Annotated in this window: 16 protein-coding genes, 8 tRNA genes and 1 pseudogene; 22 read left to right on the top strand and 3 right to left on the bottom strand. The window is 41.8% G+C overall.

Going from position 1 to position 21433, the window contains the following annotated elements; genetic code table 11:
* Positions 1 to 147 precede the first annotated feature (147 nt).
* A tRNA-Asn gene (locus EAI83_RS14705) sits at positions 148 to 220 on the top strand.
* Between the two features lie 202 nt (positions 221 to 422).
* Here EAI83_RS14705 and EAI83_RS14710 read toward each other — a convergent pair.
* Positions 423 to 989: a flavodoxin family protein gene (locus EAI83_RS14710; RefSeq protein ID WP_022426346.1), complete on the bottom strand. Its 567-nt coding sequence runs from the start codon at positions 987 to 989 to the stop codon at positions 423 to 425.
* A gap of 291 nt (positions 990 to 1280) precedes the next feature.
* On the opposite strand from EAI83_RS14710, the gene EAI83_RS14715 reads away from it, so the two are divergent.
* The 11 genes from EAI83_RS14715 to EAI83_RS14765 all read left to right on the top strand — a co-directional run bounded on the left by EAI83_RS14715 (position 1281) and on the right by EAI83_RS14765 (position 6054).
* Positions 1281 to 1352, top strand: a tRNA-Glu gene (locus tag EAI83_RS14715).
* Positions 1353 to 1406: 54 nt separating this feature from the next.
* Positions 1407 to 1479, top strand: a tRNA-Thr gene (locus EAI83_RS14720).
* A 4-nt stretch (positions 1480 to 1483) separates the two neighbouring features.
* Positions 1484 to 1557 (top strand) — tRNA-Ile (locus EAI83_RS14725).
* A 24-nt stretch (positions 1558 to 1581) separates the two neighbouring features.
* Positions 1582 to 1655, top strand: a tRNA-Asp gene (locus EAI83_RS14730).
* A 9-nt stretch (positions 1656 to 1664) separates the two neighbouring features.
* Positions 1665 to 1737 (top strand) — tRNA-Val (locus EAI83_RS14735).
* Positions 1738 to 1761: 24 nt separating this feature from the next.
* A tRNA-Leu gene (locus tag EAI83_RS14740) sits at positions 1762 to 1845 on the top strand.
* A 215-nt stretch (positions 1846 to 2060) separates the two neighbouring features.
* The gene (locus EAI83_RS14745; RefSeq protein WP_021650247.1) at positions 2061 to 2813 is read left to right on the top strand and encodes a tRNA threonylcarbamoyladenosine dehydratase; all 753 of its coding nucleotides are present in this window, start codon (positions 2061 to 2063) and stop codon (positions 2811 to 2813) included.
* Positions 2814 to 2971: 158 nt separating this feature from the next.
* Complete coding sequence (gene hydE / locus EAI83_RS14750) at positions 2972 to 4015, top strand: [FeFe] hydrogenase H-cluster radical SAM maturase HydE (protein WP_021650248.1); 1044 nt, start codon at positions 2972 to 2974, stop codon at positions 4013 to 4015.
* A gap of 146 nt (positions 4016 to 4161) precedes the next feature.
* Positions 4162 to 4746 (top strand): TetR/AcrR family transcriptional regulator, encoded by a 585-nt coding sequence (locus EAI83_RS14755; RefSeq protein ID WP_114002081.1) that lies wholly within the window; start codon positions 4162 to 4164, stop codon positions 4744 to 4746.
* A 77-nt stretch (positions 4747 to 4823) separates the two neighbouring features.
* Complete coding sequence (locus tag EAI83_RS14760) at positions 4824 to 5234, top strand: metal-dependent transcriptional regulator (protein WP_021650250.1); 411 nt, start codon at positions 4824 to 4826, stop codon at positions 5232 to 5234.
* Positions 5235 to 5322: 88 nt separating this feature from the next.
* Entirely contained in the window at positions 5323 to 6054 is a 732-nt protein-coding gene (locus tag EAI83_RS14765; RefSeq protein ID WP_129975910.1) for a histidine phosphatase family protein, read from the top strand.
* A 384-nt stretch (positions 6055 to 6438) separates the two neighbouring features.
* Here the strand turns inward: EAI83_RS14765 and EAI83_RS14770 are convergent, their stop codons facing one another.
* Positions 6439 to 8151 (bottom strand): ABC-ATPase domain-containing protein, encoded by a 1713-nt coding sequence (locus tag EAI83_RS14770; RefSeq protein ID WP_129975912.1) that lies wholly within the window; start codon positions 8149 to 8151, stop codon positions 6439 to 6441.
* A gap of 261 nt (positions 8152 to 8412) precedes the next feature.
* Here EAI83_RS14770 and EAI83_RS14775 point away from each other — a divergent pair, with 261 nt between their 5' ends.
* The 5 genes from EAI83_RS14775 to EAI83_RS14795 all read left to right on the top strand — a co-directional run bounded on the left by EAI83_RS14775 (position 8413) and on the right by EAI83_RS14795 (position 14032).
* Entirely contained in the window at positions 8413 to 9807 is a 1395-nt protein-coding gene (locus EAI83_RS14775; protein ID WP_059086179.1) for an aminopeptidase, read from the top strand.
* 270 nt (positions 9808 to 10077) lie between these two features.
* Positions 10078 to 10785 carry an ABC transporter ATP-binding protein gene (locus EAI83_RS14780; RefSeq protein WP_021650257.1) on the top strand — a complete coding sequence of 236 codons (708 nt, stop codon included), beginning with the start codon at positions 10078 to 10080 and terminating at the stop codon, positions 10783 to 10785.
* A 140-nt stretch (positions 10786 to 10925) separates the two neighbouring features.
* A complete protein-coding gene (locus EAI83_RS14785; RefSeq protein WP_243113519.1) occupies positions 10926 to 12575 on the top strand; it encodes an efflux RND transporter periplasmic adaptor subunit in 1650 nt (549 codons plus the stop codon).
* The gene (locus EAI83_RS14790) at positions 12568 to 13800 is read left to right on the top strand and encodes an ABC transporter permease (RefSeq protein WP_015527479.1); all 1233 of its coding nucleotides are present in this window, start codon (positions 12568 to 12570) and stop codon (positions 13798 to 13800) included. The genes EAI83_RS14785 and EAI83_RS14790 overlap by 8 nt, the downstream gene beginning before the upstream one ends.
* 158 nt (positions 13801 to 13958) lie before the next feature.
* Positions 13959 to 14032 (top strand) — tRNA-Arg (locus tag EAI83_RS14795).
* Positions 14033 to 14328: 296 nt separating this feature from the next.
* On the opposite strand, the gene EAI83_RS14800 is transcribed toward EAI83_RS14795, so the two are convergent.
* Positions 14329 to 15507 (bottom strand): hypothetical protein, encoded by a 1179-nt coding sequence (locus EAI83_RS14800; RefSeq protein ID WP_129975914.1) that lies wholly within the window; start codon positions 15505 to 15507, stop codon positions 14329 to 14331.
* A gap of 238 nt (positions 15508 to 15745) precedes the next feature.
* Here EAI83_RS14800 and EAI83_RS14805 point away from each other — a divergent pair, with 238 nt between their 5' ends.
* From EAI83_RS14805 to EAI83_RS14825, 5 genes and pseudogenes are all read left to right on the top strand, one after another.
* Positions 15746 to 16264, top strand: coding sequence for a hypothetical protein (locus EAI83_RS14805; protein ID WP_129975916.1), 519 nt, complete (start codon positions 15746 to 15748; stop codon positions 16262 to 16264).
* A complete protein-coding gene (locus EAI83_RS14810) occupies positions 16215 to 18728 on the top strand; it encodes a protein kinase domain-containing protein (protein ID WP_129975918.1) in 2514 nt (837 codons plus the stop codon). Before EAI83_RS14805 ends, EAI83_RS14810 begins: the two co-directional genes overlap by 50 nt.
* 74 nt (positions 18729 to 18802) lie before the next feature.
* Positions 18803 to 19516 carry a metallophosphoesterase gene (locus tag EAI83_RS14815; protein WP_129975920.1) on the top strand — a complete coding sequence of 238 codons (714 nt, stop codon included), beginning with the start codon at positions 18803 to 18805 and terminating at the stop codon, positions 19514 to 19516.
* A gap of 399 nt (positions 19517 to 19915) precedes the next feature.
* Positions 19916 to 20269 (top strand): annotated as a pseudogene (locus tag EAI83_RS14820) (suppressor of fused domain protein); the annotation flags it as partial.
* A 251-nt stretch (positions 20270 to 20520) separates the two neighbouring features.
* Complete coding sequence (locus EAI83_RS14825) at positions 20521 to 21429, top strand: aminoglycoside phosphotransferase family protein (RefSeq protein WP_161206388.1); 909 nt, start codon at positions 20521 to 20523, stop codon at positions 21427 to 21429.
* Positions 21430 to 21433 lie beyond the last annotated feature (4 nt).

Genomic DNA, 21433 nt, shown 5'->3' on the forward strand with positions numbered 1-21433 from the left:
GTGGTAACACATGGAGCTGACTGTTACTAATCGGGTGAGGGCTTGACCAAGAAACGCAGGTTAAGAATTGATTCAAGAGTTTGATTAACGATCAACAAGCATGTATGTAGTTTTTAAGGTACAAACCTTAATTAAATATTTAAGTAATCCTCCTTAGCTCAGTCGGTAGAGCATGCGGCTGTTAACCGCAGTGTCGTTGGTTCGAGTCCAACAGGGGGAGTTTTTTTGTTTCCTGTAAATGTAAAGTTTATGGGATTTTTTTATGCTTGATCTGTGACAGGATAAGGATGTAAAAACGTGCAGATATAAATATAAATAAGATATATTTATATCTGCACGTTTATTTTTGTAACTACAAATAGAAATATTGACTGTTAGAGATAATCAATAAATTTATAAAGCTATGACAGAGAAATTCTGGCTTATCGAATGAAATTAGTCATGATCTTCTGCTCTGTCTCCGGAGCGTCGATACCGGCCTTTTTACCGGCTTCAATACATTTTAACAGCCATGCCATGTTATTGCCTAACGTACGCATGATCTGGAGGCCTTCAGCGTCTTTTCTGACGTCATCCGGGGTATTGCCGTGAACCATTGTCCAGTAGTTTCCGGACACGACAGGCATCTGATGATAGGTAAAGTATTTGATCAGAACATCCAGAGTAGCAGTAGTACCGGCACGTCTTGCGGAAGCAACAGCTGCGGCAGGCTTGTGGATCATATCCTTTCCGGCCTTGGAAGCGAATTTATCCATGAATTCGATGATCTGTCCGGAAGGAGAAGCCCAGTAAACCGGAGAACCAACAATAAGGGCGTCAGCCTCTTTCATAATGGCAGCTGCGTCAGCAACGTTTTCCTGAGAAGGATCCCCGGCCTGGAAGATTTCTGCCTCCACACCGTTCTTCTTTAAGGTTTCTGCGATCTCTGTAAGAGCTGTATAAGTGCAGCCTTCTTTGCGAGGACTGCCGTTGAGTAATAAAACTTTCATTATTGTCATCCTTTCATATGATTTTTTAAGTCATCATACTTTCAATTATATACAGAGAAAAAATAATGTCAATGTTTGAAAAAAACAGAAAAAATTTTCCCGGGTAGGGTTTGAGAAAGGAAATACAAACCCTTGGAAAGCCCATTTTATAAGGCTTTTCGGCCTGTTTTCCGGCTTTGTAAAAAAAATTGAAATTTTTCAAAAAAAAGCTTGCAATTATAAAAAAGGTATGGTATTATTTAACTCGTCGCTGAGGGAAATACAAAACAGCGAAACATAAAAAAGAAATATGGCTCCATGGTCAAGCGGTTAAGACACCGCCCTTTCACGGCGGTAACAGGGGTTCAAATCCCCTTGGAGTCACTTAAAACTAAACTGGATATTCATTGACTCGATTCAACATTTGGTGTTTAATACGCCGATGTGGCTCAATTGGCAGAGCAGCTGATTTGTAATCAGCAGGTTATCGGTTCGAGTCCGATCATCGGCTTTTTGGACCTTTAGCTCAGTTGGTTAGAGCAACCGGCTCATAACCGGTCGGTCCTGGGTTCGAGTCCCCGAAGGTCCATTTTAAAAGTTTTATATTTTGTATGGCCCAGTGGCTCAGTTGGTTAGAGCGCCGCCCTGTCACGGCGGAGGTCGAGAGTTCGAGTCTCTTCTGGGTCGTTCATATTTGGGGTCTTAGCTCAGCTGGGAGAGCATCTGCCTTACAAGCAGAGGGTCATAGGTTCGAGCCCTATAGGCCCCATTTTTGAACAAATTAATTGAATATGCGGGTATGGTGGAATAGGCAGACACAAGAGACTTAAAATCTCTCGGGGGCAACTCCGTGCCGGTTCAAGTCCGGCTACCCGCAGTATCAGTAAGATTCCTTTTTAGGGATCTTTTTTTGTATCATAAAATTTATTGATGAAAACGGGAAAATATTCCTAGCTTATTGGTAGGGATATTGACAAGGCTATTTTCCCATGATAGAATCCTGACAGTTGTAAAACAAATCGGACAGATATAAAAAATATATCCGTTGTCAGTATAAATATACATGGAAAGAATATAAGGAGAAGTCAGAAAATGCTGAATCAGTTTTCAAGAACAGAATTATTAATCGGAAAAGAAGGAATGGAAAAGCTGAAAAATTCCAGAGTTGCAGTATTCGGAATTGGCGGTGTTGGCGGATATACGGTGGAAGCACTGGTCAGAAGTGGCGTAGGTACCCTGGATCTCATTGATGATGATAAAGTATGCCTCACCAATATCAATCGCCAGATTTACGCAACAAGAAAGACCGTAGGAAAATATAAAGTTGACGTGGCCAGAGAACGTATTCTTGAAATTAATCCGGATGCAGTTGTAAATATCCACAAAACATTTTATGTGCCGGAGACAGCGGATTCCTTTGATTTTTCCCAGTATGATTATGTAGTCGATGCGATCGACACTGTAACCGGAAAGCTGATGCTCGTAGAGCAGGCAAAGGCTTCAAGAACACCGATCATCAGCTCTATGGGGGCCGGAAATAAGATGGATCCAACAGGTTTTATAGTGACAGATATTTATAAAACGTCCGTCTGTCCCCTTGCAAAGGTCATGCGCCGTGAACTGAAAAAAAGAGGAATCAAAAAACTGAAGGTGGTTTACTCACAGGAGAAGCCAATGACTCCAATTGATGATATGGCGATCAGCTGCAAGTCTCATTGCATCTGTCCTCCGGGAACAGAAAGAAAATGTACTCAGAGACGTCAGGTACCGGGAAGTAATGCCTTTGTGCCTTCCGTAGTGGGACTGATCATTGCCGGTGAGGTTGTAAAGGATCTTATTAAATAAAAATTGGATCATTCTGTGTTACTGAGAACGGAATGAACAGTAACCATTCTGTAAGAACAGATATTGCATGTATACTTATATTGTGCAATATCTGTTTTTTTGTGATAAAATATTTTTTACAGATAGTTTTGTAAATAAAAGAGAAGGACAGATAAAGTATGGGGATCGTTGAAAAATTTATAAAAGAAGGACAGCTGACAAAGGAAGAATATCCGGAACTTCTGCACTTATACCAGGATCCGGATACGGTTCGTCTGCTTCGGGAAGAGGCTGTCCGTATACAGAAAAAATATTTTGGAAATAAAATATATACAAGAGGTCTGATAGAATTTACCAATTACTGCAGAAATGACTGCTATTACTGCGGGATCCGCCGTTCTAATAGGAATGCCAGCCGTTACCGCCTTACAAAGGAAGAAATCCTGCAGTGCTGCGAGAATGGCTATGAGCTGGGATTTCGGACATTTGTGCTCCAGGGAGGGGAAGACCCATGGTTTAATGATGACCGGATGGTTGACATCATCCGGCCCATCAAACAGGGATATCCGGACTGTGCGATCACGCTATCCATTGGGGAGAAATCAAAAGAAAGCTATCAGAGATTTAAAGATGCCGGAGCAGACCGCTATTTACTCCGTCATGAGACGGCCAGTGAGGAACATTATCGTTATCTTCATCCGGAGAGTTTAAGTCTTGCAAACCGTAAACAGTGTCTTTATACCCTGAAGGAACTGGGATATCAGATAGGTGCCGGATTTATGGTAGGTGCGCCGGGACAGACGCTGGAGTATCTGGCGGAAGACCTTGTTTTTCTTAAAGACCTGAATCCGCATATGGTGGGGATCGGACCATTTGTCCCGCACCATGATACGAAATTTGCAGAGGAACCGGCAGGAAGTGTGGACCTGACACTGTTTCTGCTGTCTGTCATCCGGATCCTGCTTCCACAGGTACTTCTTCCGGCAACCACAGCACTGGGGACCCTGGACCCCAGAGGCAGGGAAAAGGGTTTTCAGGCGGGTGCAAATGTAGTAATGCCCAATCTTTCTCCGGTGAAGAACCGTAAACAGTATGAGCTTTATGATAACAAGATCTGTACAGGCGAGGAAGCAGCAGAGTGCAGAGGGTGCCTTACCAGACGTGTGGAGTCTGTAGGCTATGAAATCGTTACAGACCGTGGAGATTCCCCGATGACAGATTGACACGGGGTACAAAATACTTTCTTTTTTCAGCGATTTAAGGTAAAATATCAGTAAGATCAGATTGCTAAAAAATTAACAGCTGGTCAGAAATAAGCGGAATTTTCCTGCAAAGCGGAATGCAGGAAAAATGATGGAGTGCGTAAAATATGGAAAAATCAGAAAATGCTGTGCGGAGCAGACTTCTGGAAGCGGGGAAGGAAGAATTCAGAGACAGGGGATTTCTGAAGGCTTCTCTTCGTGCGATCTGCAAAAAAGCAGATGTGACTACGGGAGCGCTATATTTCTTTTTTGAAAGTAAAGCAGCTCTTTTTGAAGAAATCGTGGAAGAGACGGTAGAGGATCTGAAGCGGATCATGGGAGACTTTACGGATCAGGAAAAACAACTGCATCCGGAAGAATATGACAGGATACTTATGGAATTTATCTGGGAAAACAGGGACATCGCAAAAATCCTCATAGATGGAGCTGAAGGTACCAGATATGTGAATTTCCGTGAGGATGCCTGTACGAAAATGGAGCAGATCCTTAATGAACGTTTTCAAAAGGAATGTGGACAAGAAGTTGATCACGAGCTGGTACATATCCTGGTACAGATGAAATTTCAGGGATATTGTGAACTGCTCCGGGGAAACTGCTCCAGGGAAAAACTCCTGGAAATTTCTAGAATTCTGCAGATATGTTCCAGCCAGTGCCTTCTGGCAATTGAGGCAGAACTAAACAGAAAGCATTAAAAACCATTGCTCATTCTCCTAAAGTATGTTATGATTAACTTGGTTAGTTTTAACAAACCGAGGGAGGTGTAAATAACGTGAGATCAAATGAATCATCTGAAGATTATTTGGAAACGATCCTGATCCTTGGAAACAGGAGTTCTCTTGTAAGAGCTGTGGATATCGCGGCAGAGATGGGCTTTAAGAAACCGAGTGTCAGTGTTGCCATGAAGAATCTTCGCCAGAAAAATCTCATCACAGTAGCCGACAACGGAGATATCCGTCTAACAGAGGACGGACATAAGATTGCCGATAAGGTATATGAACGTCATCAGCTGATCTCTTCCTGGCTGATGATACTGGGAGTCCAGGAAAAAACAGCGATTCATGATGCCTGCAGGATCGAGCACATAATCAGTGAGGAGAGCTTTCAGGCATTGAAAAAGGCAGTTTATGAGCTGAGGGAGCAGCAGGCTGTGCTCCATGGAGAAACTGCGGATCAGGTTTGATCCCAGCAGCAGAAGCTATCAGGAATTGACAACTGAAAAAATAAGAATATAATGGAAATCCAGGTTATGAAATGGAGGATACCAAAAGATGAAATTACTTTTTATACGACATGGAGACCCGGATTACACAATAGATTCCCTGACCGAAAAGGGCTGGAAGGAAGCGGAATTTCTTTCTGAAAAGATCGCAGCTCTTGATGTCAGGGATTTTTATGTTTCTCCGCTTGGAAGAGCAAAGGATACCGCATCCTGCACACTGAAGAAAAACGGAAGAACAGCTACAGAATGCAAGTGGCTGAGAGAATTCGACGTAAAGATCAGAAGACCGGATTTTCATGGGGAAAAGATCATTCCCTGGGACTGGCTTCCCCAGGACTGGACGAAGATTGAAAATTTCTACAGCTTTGACCGTTGGTGGGATAATGACATCCTGCGAGAGGGAAAAATGAAAGAAGAGTATGACTGGGTCACACAGAATTTTGATAAAGTTCTGGCAGAGCATGGCTATGTGCGGGAAGGACATTATTACAGAGCAGAAAAAGCCAATGAAGATACGCTTGTGTTTTTCTGCCATTTCGGTGTAAGCTGTGTACTCATCAGCTATCTTCTCAGTATCTCTCCGCTGGTGATGCTGCAGAATTTCTGTGCGGCGCCGTCATCGGTGAGCACCATTGTTACAGAGGAGAGGCGAAAAGGGATCGCGTCCTTCCGTATGAGCTCTTTTGGAGATATTTCTCATTTGTATGCGCATCAGGAGCCGCCGGCTTTTGCTGCTAGATTCTGTGAGACATATGATAACAAAGAGCAGAGACACGACTAAAAAGCGAAAGAAACGGCTGTAATATTTCGGATTTTTCTGGAAGACCATGGTAAATAATGATCAGCAGGATTATTTTGGAAAATGATTAGACTTCGTTAATAAATTTTATAAATTTATTAGAAATTGTACAAATTTCTCTCACATTTATCCTGTATGATATAAACATCTTAAGAGAACAGAAGCTCTTAAGAAAAACTCTTTCCTTTCCCTAAAATATGTATGAAGATAAACCACCGTTCCATTGGCAAGACAGAGCCGACAGGACGGTGGTTTTGCATTGCAGAAAAAAACTGCCGAATGACAGAGGAGATAAAGATTTCCAATGTTTATCGGCAGCGTTTTTTTGTTGTCTGAGATTTATTGGATATACAGCTTCAGGCACAGCTACGGCCTGCGATAGCGGTTAAAGCAGGAATATATTTCCTGGATCCTGGGCATGGCATAACCGCATGGAATATAAGAGCCTTCCGAGAAGAAGGACAATCCCTGCCTTTTCAGCTGAGTATCCAGATAAGTGATGATCTCCGGCAGAGAACGTTTTCCGTCAATGAGATGTTCGCAGGCATATTTCAGAAGCAACGCTAGGGATGCAGTTTGCTCGGAGTCGATCAGCTGCTCCACATAGCGGAGATCCACTTCGGTTTTTCCAAGAGAAAAGCCATCTTTGCCGTGAACCTTGGTTTTCAGTCTTTCCGGCTGTCCGGGACGGCTGTGGCGGGATGGAGCCACTTTGGCCCTGGTCATGATGCGATGGCTTTCCGGAAGGCGGAATGCAGGGGCCTCAATGTCTGAGAGAGGATATTCCTGACAGAGCTTTTTGGTGACTGCTGTGATGTCCACCGGATGATAATTATCCATCTGGATCACAGTATCCGCAATATGGAAAAAAGCTCCGGAGCTTCCAGCAACCAGGATAGTGGAGATCCCTGCCTTTTCATAGAGATCCCGGGCACGTTCCAGAAATGGAGTGATGGGCTCCTTTTCCCGGCAGATCACCCGCTGCATGAAGGAATCACGGACCATAAAGTTGGTGGCAGAGGTATCCTCGTCAAGGAGAAAGACTTTACTTCCGGCCTCCATACTTTCCACGATACCGGCAGCCTGTGAAGTGCTGCCGCTGGCATCCTCTGTAGAAAAGCAGAGGGTGTCTTTTTTATTTGGAAGATCGTTGATAAAAAGAGAAATGTCCACATCTTTGATAAAACGGCCGTCCTCAGAGCGAAGCTTCTGAGCAGAAGGATCGGTAATGACATACTCCCGGCCATCGCCGGAAATGTGATCGTAAATTCCCAGCTCCAGTGCGTTAAGTAAGGTGGATTTGCCATGGTAGCCACCACCTACGATCAATGTGATGCCGCAGGGAATGCCCATGCCTGTGATGGTTCCTCTGTGGGGCAGCTCCATGGAAACCCTCAGGCTTTCCGGAGAAACAAAAGGAACAGAGTTTTTCATCGGGCGTGAAGAGATGCCGCTTTCCCTGGGGAGGATAGCGCCGTCACTGACAAAGGCAGCCAGAGAACGTTTTTTCAGCTCCTGACGGATAAATGCCTGATCTTCGGCAAGGCAGATGGCTTTTCTCAGCGCTTCCGGGTCAAGATTCCGGTAAAAAAATGCCTTGTGAATACAGACCGGAAGAAAATCGAAGAGGATTTTTTCCAGTTCGGGAGAGTTGATGGTTCTGCCATTGGCCGGGAAACCGATGAAAAAACGGGCAGTGATGCCTTTTTCCGTTATTTCACAGGCGGTACGTGCAAGAACCTCCTGACCACAGTGGCTTACTGAGATCAGGCCGCTTTTTCCGGAGCCTTTTGCACGGAAGGTATAACGGTTTACCTGCTGTTCAAACTGGCGGTTCAGAAAGTCTCCCAGTGTGATGCGGGTCAGGGAATCCTTATAATATTCTGCCGGAAATCCGGTGTCTCGGTGGGAAAGCTTCACACTGATGTGAGAGGGAGAGGCAAAAGGATCCCCCTGCACGTGGTCAATGGACAAAATATAACGGTCAAACTGGTATGCACCCCGCAGAGACTTGTATGCAGGATAGCTTTTGCGGTTGATGCTGTGAAGAAGCTCTTTTAGCTGAGCAGATGCTTGCATGTTGTTTCCTCCTTTGCCCTGTTGGAGCATACAGGTAAAGTTTACGGTGAAACAGAAAGCCTTCCGTGTGTAAGATACCTGAAAATTTTGGATACAGGGTCAATTCTTAAGAACTACTATAACGAATCATAAAGATTTTGTAAAGAATGGGAATTGCGGTGGAAATTCGTAAATGTTTGACCTATAATAGTAGACAGATTGCAGATAATATGATGAGAAACGGCAGCTGCCGGAAGCTATAAAGAAAGGTGGACCACTAAAATGGAAAGAAGAAATGCATGGCTTTCTTATAAGGAAGCAGAAGAGACAGAAATGGAGAAGCTTGCAAAGGCTTACAGAGAATTTCTTGATAAAGGAAAAACAGAACGTGAATGTGTTGCAGAAATCGTAAAGGAAGCAGAGGCTGCCGGATATGAATCTCTTGAGGCGAAGCTTGAAAAAGGCGAGAAGATCAAGGCCGGTGACAAGGTTTATGCGGTAGGGATGAAGAAGATCGTTGCTCTGTTTCATGTAGGAACCGAAGAGCTTTCCGGAGGTATGAGTATTCTCTGTGCACATATCGACTCTCCGCGACTGGATGTTAAGCAGAATCCTTTGTACGAGGATACGGATCTGGCTTATCTGGATACTCATTATTATGGTGGTGTAAAGAAATACCAGTGGGTGACACTGCCTCTTGCCATGCATGGTGTTGTTGCAAAGAAGGACGGAAGCATTGTGGAGATCAGCATTGGCGAGGATGCGGAGGATCCGGTACTTTACATCACAGATCTTCTGATACATCTTTCCGGAAAACAGCTCCAGAAAAAGGCAGCAGAGGTTATTGAGGGTGAGATGCTGGATATCCTGATCGGCAGCAGACCTCTTGCAGAGCTTCCGGATGATTCAAAAAAGGATGCGGTAAAACAGAATGTGCTGAAGATTTTAAATGAGAAATATGGTATTGAGGAAGAAGACTTTCTTTCAGCAGAGCTGGAGATCGTTCCGGCAGGAAAGGCAAGAGACTGTGGACTTGACCGCAGCATGATCGCAGCATATGGACAGGATGACCGTGTATGCGCTTACACATCCCTTGCGGCAATGCTGGAGATGGAGGAGACACCGAAGCGTACCGGCTGCTGTCTCCTTGTAGATAAGGAAGAGATCGGAAGCGTTGGTGCCACAGGCATGCAGTCCAGATTTTTTGAGAACAGCGTGGCAGAGCTTCTGGACGGAATGGGCTGCTATTCCGAGCTTGCATTAAGAAGAGCTCTCCGTAATTCCAGCATGCTTTCTTCCGATGTAAGTGCCGGCTATGATCCGGCCTATGGTGAGGCTTTTGAGAAAAAGAATGCAGCATATCTTGGACGCGGTATCGTTCTTAACAAGTTCACCGGAGCAAGAGGAAAATCCGGTTCCAACGATGCCAATGCAGAGTACGTTGCAAGAGTTCGCAGGATTTTTGATGATCACAATGTTGCTTTCCAGACAGCAGAGCTTGGAAAGGTTGATTTTGGCGGAGGCGGAACCATCGCTTATATTGCGGCACTTTACGGAATGGAGGTTATCGACAGTGGCGTGGCAGTGCTGAGTATGCATGCTCCGTGGGAGGTTACCAGCAAGGCGGATGTATATGAGGCATACAAGGCATATAAGGCATTTTTACTTGATGCATAAACAGATGTATAAATGTGCGTCAGTTTTGAAGACATTCAGGTAATCTTTTCGTTACAGATCAATGAGCGGGGGTTTCCCGGAAATGACAGAGCAGTCTGCCTGCTGCTGTTTTGGCTTGGAGCGTTCCGACGAGAAACAGCAGTATCCCCTGCAGACTTCGCTCTGTATTTTTAACCTGATCAGGGAAGCTCTCTGTTTCAATGGCGAAAAGCAATAAGCAGAGGAGGGGCTTGCCTGGGACTGATTTACTTTACAAGGAGTAATTTTATTATGGAAGATGCATTGGTACGGGTAGTAGATCTGTGCAAGGTTTACAATCCCGGAGAAAATGAGGTGCGGGCGCTGGATCATGTGAATCTGGAGATCCATAAGGGTGAATTTGTGGCTATTATCGGACAGTCCGGTTCCGGAAAATCCACCTTTATGAACATGCTGGGCTGTCTGGATGTCCCCACCTCCGGGAAATATTATCTGAATGGAACAGATGTATCCACAATGAAGGATAATGATCTCTCGGTGGTACGAAATAAGGAGATTGGTTTTATCTTTCAGGGCTTTAATCTGATCGCAAATCTTACGGCGCTGGAAAACGTGGAGCTTCCTCTGATCTATCGTGGGATCGACCGGAAAACAAGAAGAAAGCTTGCTGTGGAATCTCTTAAAAAAGTTGGACTTGAGAAACGTATGGACCATAAGCCAAACGAAATGTCAGGGGGACAGCAGCAGCGTGTGGCTATTGCCAGAGCTATCGCAGCCAGGCCGCCGGTGATCCTGGCAGATGAACCAACGGGAAATCTGGACTCTGCATCCAGCAGGGAAATTATGGAAATCCTGAAGGGAATGCACAGATCAGGAGAAACCTTGATCCTGATCACTCATGATAATGGGATTGCGGCTCAGGCCAGACGTGTGGTCCGGATCATGGATGGAAAAATTGAATCAGATACGATCAATGAGGAATTTGTCGAGGAGGCTTAAGAATGAAAAAAGGGAAAAAGATTGTGATCGGTGTGGCAGCAGTGGCTGTTGTGGCAGGCGGTATTTATGCGGCATCAGGTGCAGGCCGCGGGGGATCACAGATTCCGTAGGTTGCTGTTACCAAAGCGGAGACAGGAGATGTGGGGGAGATCGTAGATGCAACCGGAACCGTTGTCAGTGATGAGCAGAAGACCTTTTATTCTCCTGTGAACGCACAGATCAAAAGCGTATCCTTCGCAGAAGGCGATACGGTTTCAAAGGGAACGAAGCTGATAGAGTTTGAAGTGAAGGATCTGGAGAGGGATAATCAGAAAGCAGAGCTGAATGTACAGTCCGGACAGTATGATTACAAAAATTCCATCAATAAATCCAATGAGGCCCGGCAGAAGCAGGACAGCGCAAAAGCAAAGGTTTCCAGTCTGGAACAGCAGGTAAGGGAGCAGCAGAATTATCTGGCTTCCCTGAGATCACAGCTGGCGTCTGTACAGGCTCAGGCTGCGGCAGATGCGCAGGCCCAGGCTCAGGCGGAGACCCAGGCAAAGGCAGAGGCCCAGGCTGCCAGGGATGCAGAGACTCAGAGAGCGTATTCAGAAGCGCTGACTACATATCAGAATGAGACACTTCCGCAGTACCAGCAGGAGCTGGGACAGCTGAATTCCGATTATGTAACGGCACAGAATGCTTATAATCAGGCAGATACCAGGTATCAGATGGCTTTTGCACAGTGGCAGGCAGAGCAGAGCGATGAGAATGCCCAGGCGCTGGATGAAGCGGAAGCAGCAAGAAGTCAGGCAGAGATCACCTGCCAGGAAGCAAAGGAAGCTTATGAGGATAAGAAGGTCAGCCAGCCAAAAATGCCGGAGTATTCCGATTACAGCAGTAGTGCAGCCGGTGATTTTGTTACCGATGGAGCTTCAGAGGAAACATCGGGGCTGACAGATCATGCATCTGCGGATGCTTCTTCTGCAGGAAGTACAGTGGATACTTCTGCCATTGAGAATGCGATCGAACAGGCAACCTCTGATCTGGCGGATCTGCAGTCGGACCTTGCTTCCCAGAAATCCATTGCAGAGGCGGATTCTGCCAGCCTTACAGAAGAAGAGAAAGAAAAAATGCGTGTCAGCAACAATCTTACTGAGCTGGATGCAAAATCTGCGAAAGAACTGGTAGAAGAAGGAAAGAAAGGCATTTCGGCGGATTTTAACGGCGTCATTTCCAAATCAGCAGTCCAGCAGGGCGCAGCGGCAACACAGGGAATGGAGCTTTTTACCCTGCAGAATACAGATAAGGTCAGCGTTGATATCAATGTGTCCAAGTATGACTACGATAAGGTAAAGGAAGGCCAGAATGCGGACATTACCATTGGCGACAGGAAATATACCGGCAAGGTGACTAAGATCAGTCACATTGCGACAACCAACGAAAAGGGCTCCACACTGATCTCTGCCACAGTGAGCATCGACAAGCCGGACAAGGATATTTTTCTGGGAGTAGATGCGAAGGTAAAGATCTATGCAGAAAAGGCAGAGGATGTGGTAACACTTCCGGCAGGCGTGGTAAATATCGGCAAGGATGGTTCCTTCTGTTATGTGCTGAAGGATGGTGTGATCACGAAGCAGGATATCACAACAGGAATCAGTTCCGAGGACTCTGTTGAGATCACAGATGGCATTAAAGCCGGAGATGAGGTCATCGAGGATCTGGGCTCCCTGGAAGAGGGAATGAAGGCAGAGGCAGCAGCGGCAGACAGTGACAGTGCAGCAGAGACAGGGGAGACTGCCGATGAGTAATATTTATGAATATATCAAAATGGCGATCCATAATATCATGGCCAATAAGGGAAGATCCTTTCTCACCATGTTAGGGATCATCATCGGTATCGCATCTGTGATCGCCATTGTGTCCATCGGTGAGGGTACGAAGAATCAGATGAACAGCGAGATCAATGATATCGGCGGCGGCCAGATCGCTGTTTACTGCAGTGATGATGCCATAGCAGACCAGGTCTGGATCGAGCCGGAAGATATTGATGCAGTCCGGGAGCTGGATGGCGTGGAAGGTGTTAATGTTTCAGATTCCTATACAGGCGAGACCGTAACCGGAAAGGGTGATTTTAATCTTACAGTGACCGGGGAGGCCCAGGATGCCAAGCTGGTGGACAATGCTTCTGTGAAGTACGGAAGCTATTTCGGGCAGAAGGAGATCGAAGAGGGAAAAAACGTCTGCGTGATCTCCGATGCCGATGCGAAGAGGCTTTTCGGAACGGATGATGTAGTGGGAATGACACTGGACATTACCTGCTATGATCTGACCAAGACATTCCGCATTTGCGGAGTCACCACACAGAAAGAGAACGGAACCTTTGTCAGCTATACTTACGATGGAATGCCGGTGACCATAAATGTGCCTTATACGGCCATGGACGACTTTACCGGAAGCAGCGGAGAATTTTATCAGATCATAGTTCAGGCTGATAAGAGTCTGGATTCTCAGGCGGTCGCAGACAAGATCATAAATCTTCTTGAGAGACGTCACCAGTGTGCCGGAGATGAATATTTCCAGGTACAGAGCTTCCAGGATGTCATGAAATCCATGAACCAGATGCTTGGCATGGTGACTGCGTTTATCTCTTTTGTTGCAGGAATTTCCCTTCTGGTAGGTGGTATCGGTGTTATGAACATCATGCTGGTGTCCGTCACAGAGCGTACCAGGGAGATCGGTATCCGGAAATCCCTTGGAGCAAAAACCTCGTCTATTATGTTACAGTTCCTTGCGGAGGCGGCGATCCTGACGATCATAGGCGGGCTGATCGGTATTGTGCTGGGGATTGCAGGCGGCTATGTGATCTGTGCGGTGATCAGCAGCAGTATGGGAATGACCATCACACCTGGGATCAGTGCGGGAACCATCCTGGCGGCTACGCTGTTCTCCTGTGCAGTAGGTGTGTTCTTCGGAATCTATCCGGCGAAAAAGGCAGCGAAACTGAGCCCGATCGAGGCACTTAGACGGAATTAAAAAACTGTTGCTTTTGCATCAAAAATAGCAATAAAAAATATTTTTAAAAAAAATCAAAAAAAGTTTCAAAAAACCCTTGACATTTTATAGGTCTTAGAGTATCATACATATTGTTGCAGCGGTGATACGAAATATCACAAAGGAAAAGCAACAAAGATGTGCGTTTAGCTCAGCTGGATAGAGCGTTTGGCTACGGACCAAAAGGTCGGGGGTTCGAATCCTCTAACGCACGCTAATAAAAATAAGACACAGCGTTAAGCTGTGTCTTATTTTTTGTTCAAATCCGGGTCGGCCTCGAACGGGTTCGATCTCTGCTCCGTTGCGGTTGTTGCTAAACGCGTGCCACTGGCACGCAGTAACCTCTAACGCACGCTTTGGCGAAAAGCTGGAAACCTTGAAAAACAAATGGTTTCCGGCTTTTTTTGTATAAAAGGTCATATTTTGCTATCCCTATTCCCAAACAAACATATTTATTGTGAGAAATTGGGAAAGAGGTGTTTTTTATGATACTGTTAATGATTAGACGAATCATAAACCAGTCTGAAGATATTCCCTTATATTATAAAGCAGTTTTCTACGGATTTCTTCGTTTATTATGTGAGAGGTATCAAGTTCTTTTATTGTATTGTCATATGCATCAATAACAAGGCGGTCAAAACCTCTCGCTGGGTTTAATCCAGGAAAACCGGCAGAAACTAAGCTGTTGTTAAGATAATCGTCAAGGAACTTCTCACGAACGGTAAGATCAACTCCGGCATTTCTATAATTTGCATCGTATTCTTCCTGGCTGATAGAATCAAATTCATTAATTGTTTTGTGTGCATTTATTGTCAGAAGCAGATGAAGAAGATAAGTGCCAGAAGGCACTTCCAGTTCACGATGGCGCTTCACTATGGAAGCAAATAATTTTTCGCTTACAAAAACATCGGGAAATAACGGAATAAGTTTACCAATCTGTTCTTCTGAAAGAAAGTTATCTCCAATATCGCCATCAATTGAATGTAAACCAAACATGTTTTTGTAGTAAGCGGTAATGGAATAATCAGTTGAATCTTCTTTAAGTTCGATTAGATCCAGAATATCGCAGGAAATTGGCCAGTCAATATCATCAAATAAGGCCAGATAATGAGTATTTCTTGTTAAGGCAAAAAAGCCACGCAGTTGATCCGTCTCAAGAAGAGCTTTTAAGTCGTCAATAGTATGGATATTTTCAATATAATTTTTATATACTGCAAGAGTTTTTCCTGGAGCATAATCAGAGGGGGCGATGGATTGATCAATTTTATTACTGTATTCTTTAAAAAGCACCATGGCATCTTTCCAGCAAAGTTTACATTTTATCGCCCCGAGGAGAATGAACTCTTTTAAATTTCTGGGACTGAGCTCTTTTTCACACATATAGTTCATCAGAAAAGCATTGGCACCATTGATGGAGTCGATAGCCAGTGCGAAACAAAGACGTAAAATGCTGTGCCTTTTAGATGCGGAACAGTTGTTTTCGTGACGCTTTTTAATATATTTATTGAAGTCTTCACGCTCAGAGCCTTCACCTCTTCCGAGATTAGGAGACATGCTTTTAAGAAAATCAAGCAGTGCATCGTCAGAAACAGGAGGTTCGAGATGGTATTTAGAAGCATTGGCTTCAACATAACTTCGAATTGCGTTCCAATAATTAAATTTTGAAGCATAGTCTTTAATATTTGGCATAGCAGTGACCTCCTTCTGACTGGTAAATACAATATTTGACAAAAAGCTATTTCATTATAACAATGGATTTTGGGATGTACAATCAGAAAAATATATAAATTTAAAATGAATTTTTTGACTATTTTGACGAAAAAAATAAAAAAACGGAAATGAAGAATACCTATGATAATTCCTGTGCTAGGATAAAGTAAACATATTTTAATAGCAATCAGAACAGGAGGTAAAAAGAAAATAATTTATGAGAAAAATCAGTGAGCAGGAATGTCTGAAAAATCTAATAGGAGGTATAGACTGTATTTCGAAGTATCACAGACATAATAAAGTATGGTGTTGCAATCAGAGTAACTGGAATGAAAAAGAGTATGGCTGGACAAATCCGTTATTTCCACCCGAATATCAGAAGGCATGCCTGAACGGTACGGAATTTGTACCGGAATCTACCTGCGATCTTTATTTTTTTATGATACAGTTTTATATATGGGTTACAGAAAGTAATCCAGATATTAATTTTTTAAGAAATGATAAATGGAAAAAGAAATTTATACTATATACGGAAAATTATGAAGAACAAACTCAGAAACTAATTATGATTCTGTTTTCGTGGTGCACACGGAGCAGTGTTGATAAAAGACCAGAAAGTGCACTGATATTAAAAAATACAGAATATTACCAAATATTATCCAGGCGATTGGAGGAATATCAAGGCGATGAAGAAAAGAGTCCCACTGAGACATGGTACAAAACTCTATTTGAATAATGATGAAGGAAAAAAGTATTCATACACAATTCTTCATCTGCTTAAAACAGGAGAGCAGGGCGCTTCCTGCCTTTGTTATCTGGCAGAAAAAGAGACAGATAACAGAACTTCACAAGTCATATTAAAAGAATTTTATCCGGAGATTGATCTACCCGGGGAGGCGATAAAAAGAACTGAGGGGGTGAGTTTATGTTGTCCTGAAATCCGGAGAACAGAATGGAACAGACAAAAAGAACGTTTTATATCCGGCATACAATTTATGAAAAAATTGTATGACTGTAAAGAGATAAGAAAATATATCTGTGCAGAAGAAAAAGTTGAAGTATTGTACGGATACGGAACTGTCTATTGTGAAAACGAATGCATAAAAGAATCAGTTAGCTGGAAGGCCGACAAAAAAAATGAGTCAGCAGATGAAATTTTACATATAGCGTGGAGAGTTCATGAATTTCTTAAACTGCTTCATAAGAAAAAATGGGCTTATGTAGACTTGAAACCTTCAGATATTTTGCTGGTGGTATCAGAATTTACACATACAGTTGATTTTCCAAAATTCTTTGATTTTAACAGTGCAGTGCCAATGGGAAATTATCGTATAGGTGACGAAAGGATTGAGATTACACCGGAGTATTGTCCGACTGAATTTAAAAATCTGTCAGGAGATGATGAGATTGTTATTGATCTCAGATCTGAACAATATACATTTGGCGCAGTTTTGAAAGAGATGCTTAATGGGAAAATGCAGGTATTGGCTGAGAACATGAGGACAAAAATTCTTGTGTTATTGAACAAACTTATGGACTATAAAACAGAGGCATTAGATGAAGAAAAAATTTCAGAGGAACTGCTTATGCTTAGAGATGAAATAAGAAATGATGAGTTTCAGAAAGAATACAAGCGGCTTGAAGTAAGAACCAAAAAATTTCAAATATTTCGGATTATTATAGCAGTGATTTCGACAGGACTTTATGTTGTCACAACTACAGGGATTTTTTTTCTGTGTATGAATAAGGGCGGGGCAGGGAAAGCATTGGCCGTTGAAAATGGAATGACGATAGCCAAAATGACTGTAATTCTGTCATGCATAACAATAATGCTCTTTCTGGTAAAAATTGCAAACATAAGAATAGCAGATAAACTTGCCAATAGTACAGTAAGCTGCAAGTATTACAACAGTGCTTTGAGAACAGGTGAATATAATACATTCCGAAAGGGAAAACGAAGGAAAACCACTTTTCAGGACACCCACGCAGCAAATGCAAAACGTCAGAAACTCCGTTGGATACTTTGGAGTGTATTGGTTATAGGGCTTATAGGCCTCTTGATGCAAGCATTCTATTGGAATTCTCTGCCAATCTTTATTGCCGGGGGCTGCGCATTGATTATCATATTGGTATTTGGAGATTTCCTTATTGCAATTAACCAGTTTTATGAAAATTACAGAGAGATTCTGGGACTTTCAAAAGATCAGAATGGAAAAACTGCTTTTTTTATGCAGGAATATGAGCGGACGAATGGAACATTTGATTTGAATCATGATTTCTATGAAAAAAACAGAAGAAATCTGTATAAAATCAGGGAAACTGTGTGCAAAACATGTTTTGAAGACGCTTTGATTTATCCAGAAGGATTAAAAAACAGAATTCGATATTTTTTTAATTATGATTTCCGGCGAAATACTGTAGAAAAATATCAACTGGCTTCAGAGAAAGAACGGGATCTTCGTTTTGAACCGCTGGAAATGAAACATATTTATAAAATGTGTTTTGACAGACATCAGAATGATCTGTCAATATCCACCGCAGTAGTTACAGTTCTTACAGTGATTGCCGTAGCAATGGGACTTGCATATCACACGGATTTATTTGTGGATTTTTTTGGAATAGAAAGAAAATATTATTTACCGATTACTGTGGCAGTTTTGACTGGTGCAACATTATTCAGCTGTTATCAGATTCTTTTTTCATGGAGAGATGAATTGCTGGTAGCCAAAGTTTCTTATAAATCCAGATATATTGTTGATTCCGGATTAAATGATGAGTTAATAAAAGACATAGCAGCCGGATTTGTAAAACCGGTAGATCTGGCCAGAGGAGTTCATCAGTATACAGCATACAGGCTTACAAGAGAAGACAAAAAGTTTGCGATGCTTTTAAATGGGAAAAAACAGCTAAAAGAAGAAAGAATAGGGGCCAATAATATCCTGTTGAGAAATAAATCATTACTGCATTATTCCTTTTTTACAGGTCATTCCCGGGTTGCCACAGCTACATGGTTAAGTTGCGCAAGTCTGGTTACGATTTTTGTATGGAGAATGCAGATATACTGGCTGCTTCCAATCTTTGTGCTGATGGCGGTTGCCACACATATCCTGCTGCAATATTATGTGATACCACGTGTGAGTGTGTGGATGATGATAAAAAGAATTAAGAAGGTTAAAAAGGCGGAAATGCAGAGCAGATGATTAAAAAAGTGTGTTAGAATCAGTTTAAAATGAAGGAAAAATATAGATAAATGTGTAAGTATACGGAGGTAGATATGAAAGTTCTTGTAATACCTGATGTGCATTTAAAACCAGTTATATTTCAGCAGGCCACGATACTTATGAGACGGGGAATTGCCGAACGTGCAGTGTGCTTAATGGATATTCCGGATGATTGGGGAAAAGAATATCAGGTTGAGCTTTACGAAAAAACTTATGATGAAGCAATTAGTTTTGCAAAGAAATTCCCAGAAACCGCATGGTGCTACGGAAATCATGATTTAAGTTATTTCTGGCACCAGTTGGAAAGTGGATATAGCAGTATGGCAGCATTTACTGTACAGAGGAAATTATTAGAGCTTCGTGCTACAGTTCCGGAAAACAATCCAATTCGATATGTGTATAAAATTGATAACGTTTTATTTTCACATGGTGGAGTGCTTAAGTATTTTGTTGAAGAGCATGTACAGAAAGAAAAATATGATGATGCCGACATGGTTGTGGAAGATTTAAATAAACTTGGGGTGAGAGAAATGTGGAATGATGCTTCACCAATCTGGCTCAGACCACAGTACTCAAAAATGAAATTGTATAAAGAGAATGAATTGCTGCAAGTTGTCGGACACACGCCCATGGACAAAATTACAAGAAAAGAAAATGTGATTTCCTGCGATGTGTTTTCAACATATCGCGATGGACGCCCTATTGGAACACAGGAATTTCTCTTATTGGATACGGAGAGTTGGGAGTATTGTGGGATAAAAGGATAGAAAACATATTATTTATTACATAAAACGTGCTATTGGTGTAAATTACCTTGCTAAAAAACAAGAAACCATATAATTTATCGGTAATAAGCAAAGAAATATTGAATTATTTGAACATATGATGTATATTTGTTTCTATAGATTTCGTTAATCAATCTTATGGATTATGGTTAAATAATATGAGAAGGTGAAAGTAATGAATAATAAAAATGTCGCAAAACATGCACTTGGTTTTATTGGTGGTAAACCAAGTGTCGATCGATATTATAATGATGATGAATCAAAATAAATTGATATTATGACAAGTAGTTCTGGAGTAATTAAAGGAATTCCTGTTTGTGCAACAATAGGTTTGAATCAAACAGACTTAGGGTTAAAAGTAAATGAAAAAAACTCAGAGTAGAGCTATTGGCTGTAGGAAATGTGGACTCTGAAATCCTAGGAAATATTTTGTCTACAATTGCATTTGATGTGAGAGACCAAAAAATTTGTACCCATGGGATGATTATTTCTAATGTTATTCAGAAATACATTAGTGATACATTATTAAAACATGTGGTTTTGATGTCTCCAGTTTTCTGGCCAGAATATCAAGTACTTGCAGATGAAGATGTTACTGTGGCATGGCTGATGGTTGTTCCTATTACAGATTCAGAAAAGAAATATATCGAACAGTATGGCATTTCAGCATTTGACAGTCTTCTGGATAAAGAGAATATAGATGTAATCGATATTCACAGACAATCTGCGATATAATTCAAAAAAGTTGATAGAGACGGATTTCATATTTTGCTGCATAGCATGACAGTAAATATACAGTATAATAATATAAAGATATATAATTTGAAATTGACAAGTAAACCATGTCCTAGCAAGTATAAACGCAAGTTGATATGTTATAAGGTTATTGATAAATGATGACGAGATTACAGAATGAATTAAAAACACACTATGATTTTCTAATAGATGATTGCACCATAAATAAGTATAATAAAAGATGTTATATTGTGAGCAGTTATGAAAAAAAATATGTGTTAAAAGTAATGAATATAAATACGGGGGTACAAAGACTTGATGGTATTATACGTGCCTGCATGAAAGTGAGAGAATGTGGTATACAGACACCAGAATTCATCAGTAGTAACAATGGACAAGCTTATTTTACAATTGCGAACGATATGTATGTCTTATACTCTTGGCTGGATGGTATTGTTTTAGATATAGAATCTGTTAGTTATGAAAACATATTTGAGATGGCTAAGTCATTTTCTACAATTGTGGCTGCATTATCTGTATTGCCGACAGAGAACAGAAAGCAGGGATATTATTGGAACAGAGATATGTTGGATAAACATATTGATGAGGCCTTAGAATTAAAAAAGCAGATTGAAGATTCTGTTATGAAAAAATTATTGGGTTGGAAGATCTCAAGAATGATTACTCTAAAATCAGAAAAGATGGATTATGTTAAGCTTTTAACTTGGCAAAACAGTCACGGTGATTTTCATTTGGAACAAGTTTTGTACAATAAAAATGGAAAAATATCGGGCATTCTAGATTTCGAGAATTATTCTTGTCAACCAATTGTGTATGAATTAATTAAATGCTATTACCTAGCAATTGATTGCAAAATTAATACTCAGACATTACTAGTGTTGGCGAAATACATTAATGTATTTATGTTGAATTGCACGTTGAAATATGAAGATATTTTTTACATGCATGATATTTTATATACTAAAATAATTACCAGTTTGTATTGGTTTGTAGTTTATAAAGAAGACCCTTTGAATTTTGAAATTAAGAATCAGGCGTTAAAAGTAACAAAATTAGCAATGAATATAGAGAAAAATCAACAACTCCTAAGAGAAATGCTACCAGAAATGTGTTTCGATGGAATTGTAAAGAATGAGTGATTGA

This window comes from Blautia sp. aa_0143, from assembly GCF_004167315.1.
GTDB classification, from domain to species: Bacteria; Bacillota; Clostridia; order Lachnospirales; family Lachnospiraceae; genus Blautia_A; species Blautia_A fusiformis.

Coding starts and splice junctions, on each gene's coding strand:
- EAI83_RS14710 (WP_022426346.1), bottom strand. CDS start 989: ATGAAAGTTTTATTACTCAACGGCAGTCCTCGCAAAGAAGGCTGCACT.
- EAI83_RS14745 (WP_021650247.1), top strand. CDS start 2,061: ATGCTGAATCAGTTTTCAAGAACAGAATTATTAATCGGAAAAGAAGGA.
- hydE (WP_021650248.1), top strand. CDS start 2,972: ATGGGGATCGTTGAAAAATTTATAAAAGAAGGACAGCTGACAAAGGAA.
- EAI83_RS14755 (WP_114002081.1), top strand. CDS start 4,162: ATGGAAAAATCAGAAAATGCTGTGCGGAGCAGACTTCTGGAAGCGGGG.
- EAI83_RS14765 (WP_129975910.1), top strand. CDS start 5,323: ATGAAATTACTTTTTATACGACATGGAGACCCGGATTACACAATAGAT.
- EAI83_RS14770 (WP_129975912.1), bottom strand. CDS start 8,151: ATGCAAGCATCTGCTCAGCTAAAAGAGCTTCTTCACAGCATCAACCGC.
- EAI83_RS14775 (WP_059086179.1), top strand. CDS start 8,413: ATGGAAAGAAGAAATGCATGGCTTTCTTATAAGGAAGCAGAAGAGACA.
- EAI83_RS14780 (WP_021650257.1), top strand. CDS start 10,078: ATGGAAGATGCATTGGTACGGGTAGTAGATCTGTGCAAGGTTTACAAT.
- EAI83_RS14790 (WP_015527479.1), top strand. CDS start 12,568: ATGAGTAATATTTATGAATATATCAAAATGGCGATCCATAATATCATG.
- EAI83_RS14800 (WP_129975914.1), bottom strand. CDS start 15,507: ATGCCAAATATTAAAGACTATGCTTCAAAATTTAATTATTGGAACGCA.
- EAI83_RS14805 (WP_129975916.1), top strand. CDS start 15,746: ATGAGAAAAATCAGTGAGCAGGAATGTCTGAAAAATCTAATAGGAGGT.
- EAI83_RS14810 (WP_129975918.1), top strand. CDS start 16,215: ATGAAGAAAAGAGTCCCACTGAGACATGGTACAAAACTCTATTTGAAT.
- EAI83_RS14815 (WP_129975920.1), top strand. CDS start 18,803: ATGAAAGTTCTTGTAATACCTGATGTGCATTTAAAACCAGTTATATTT.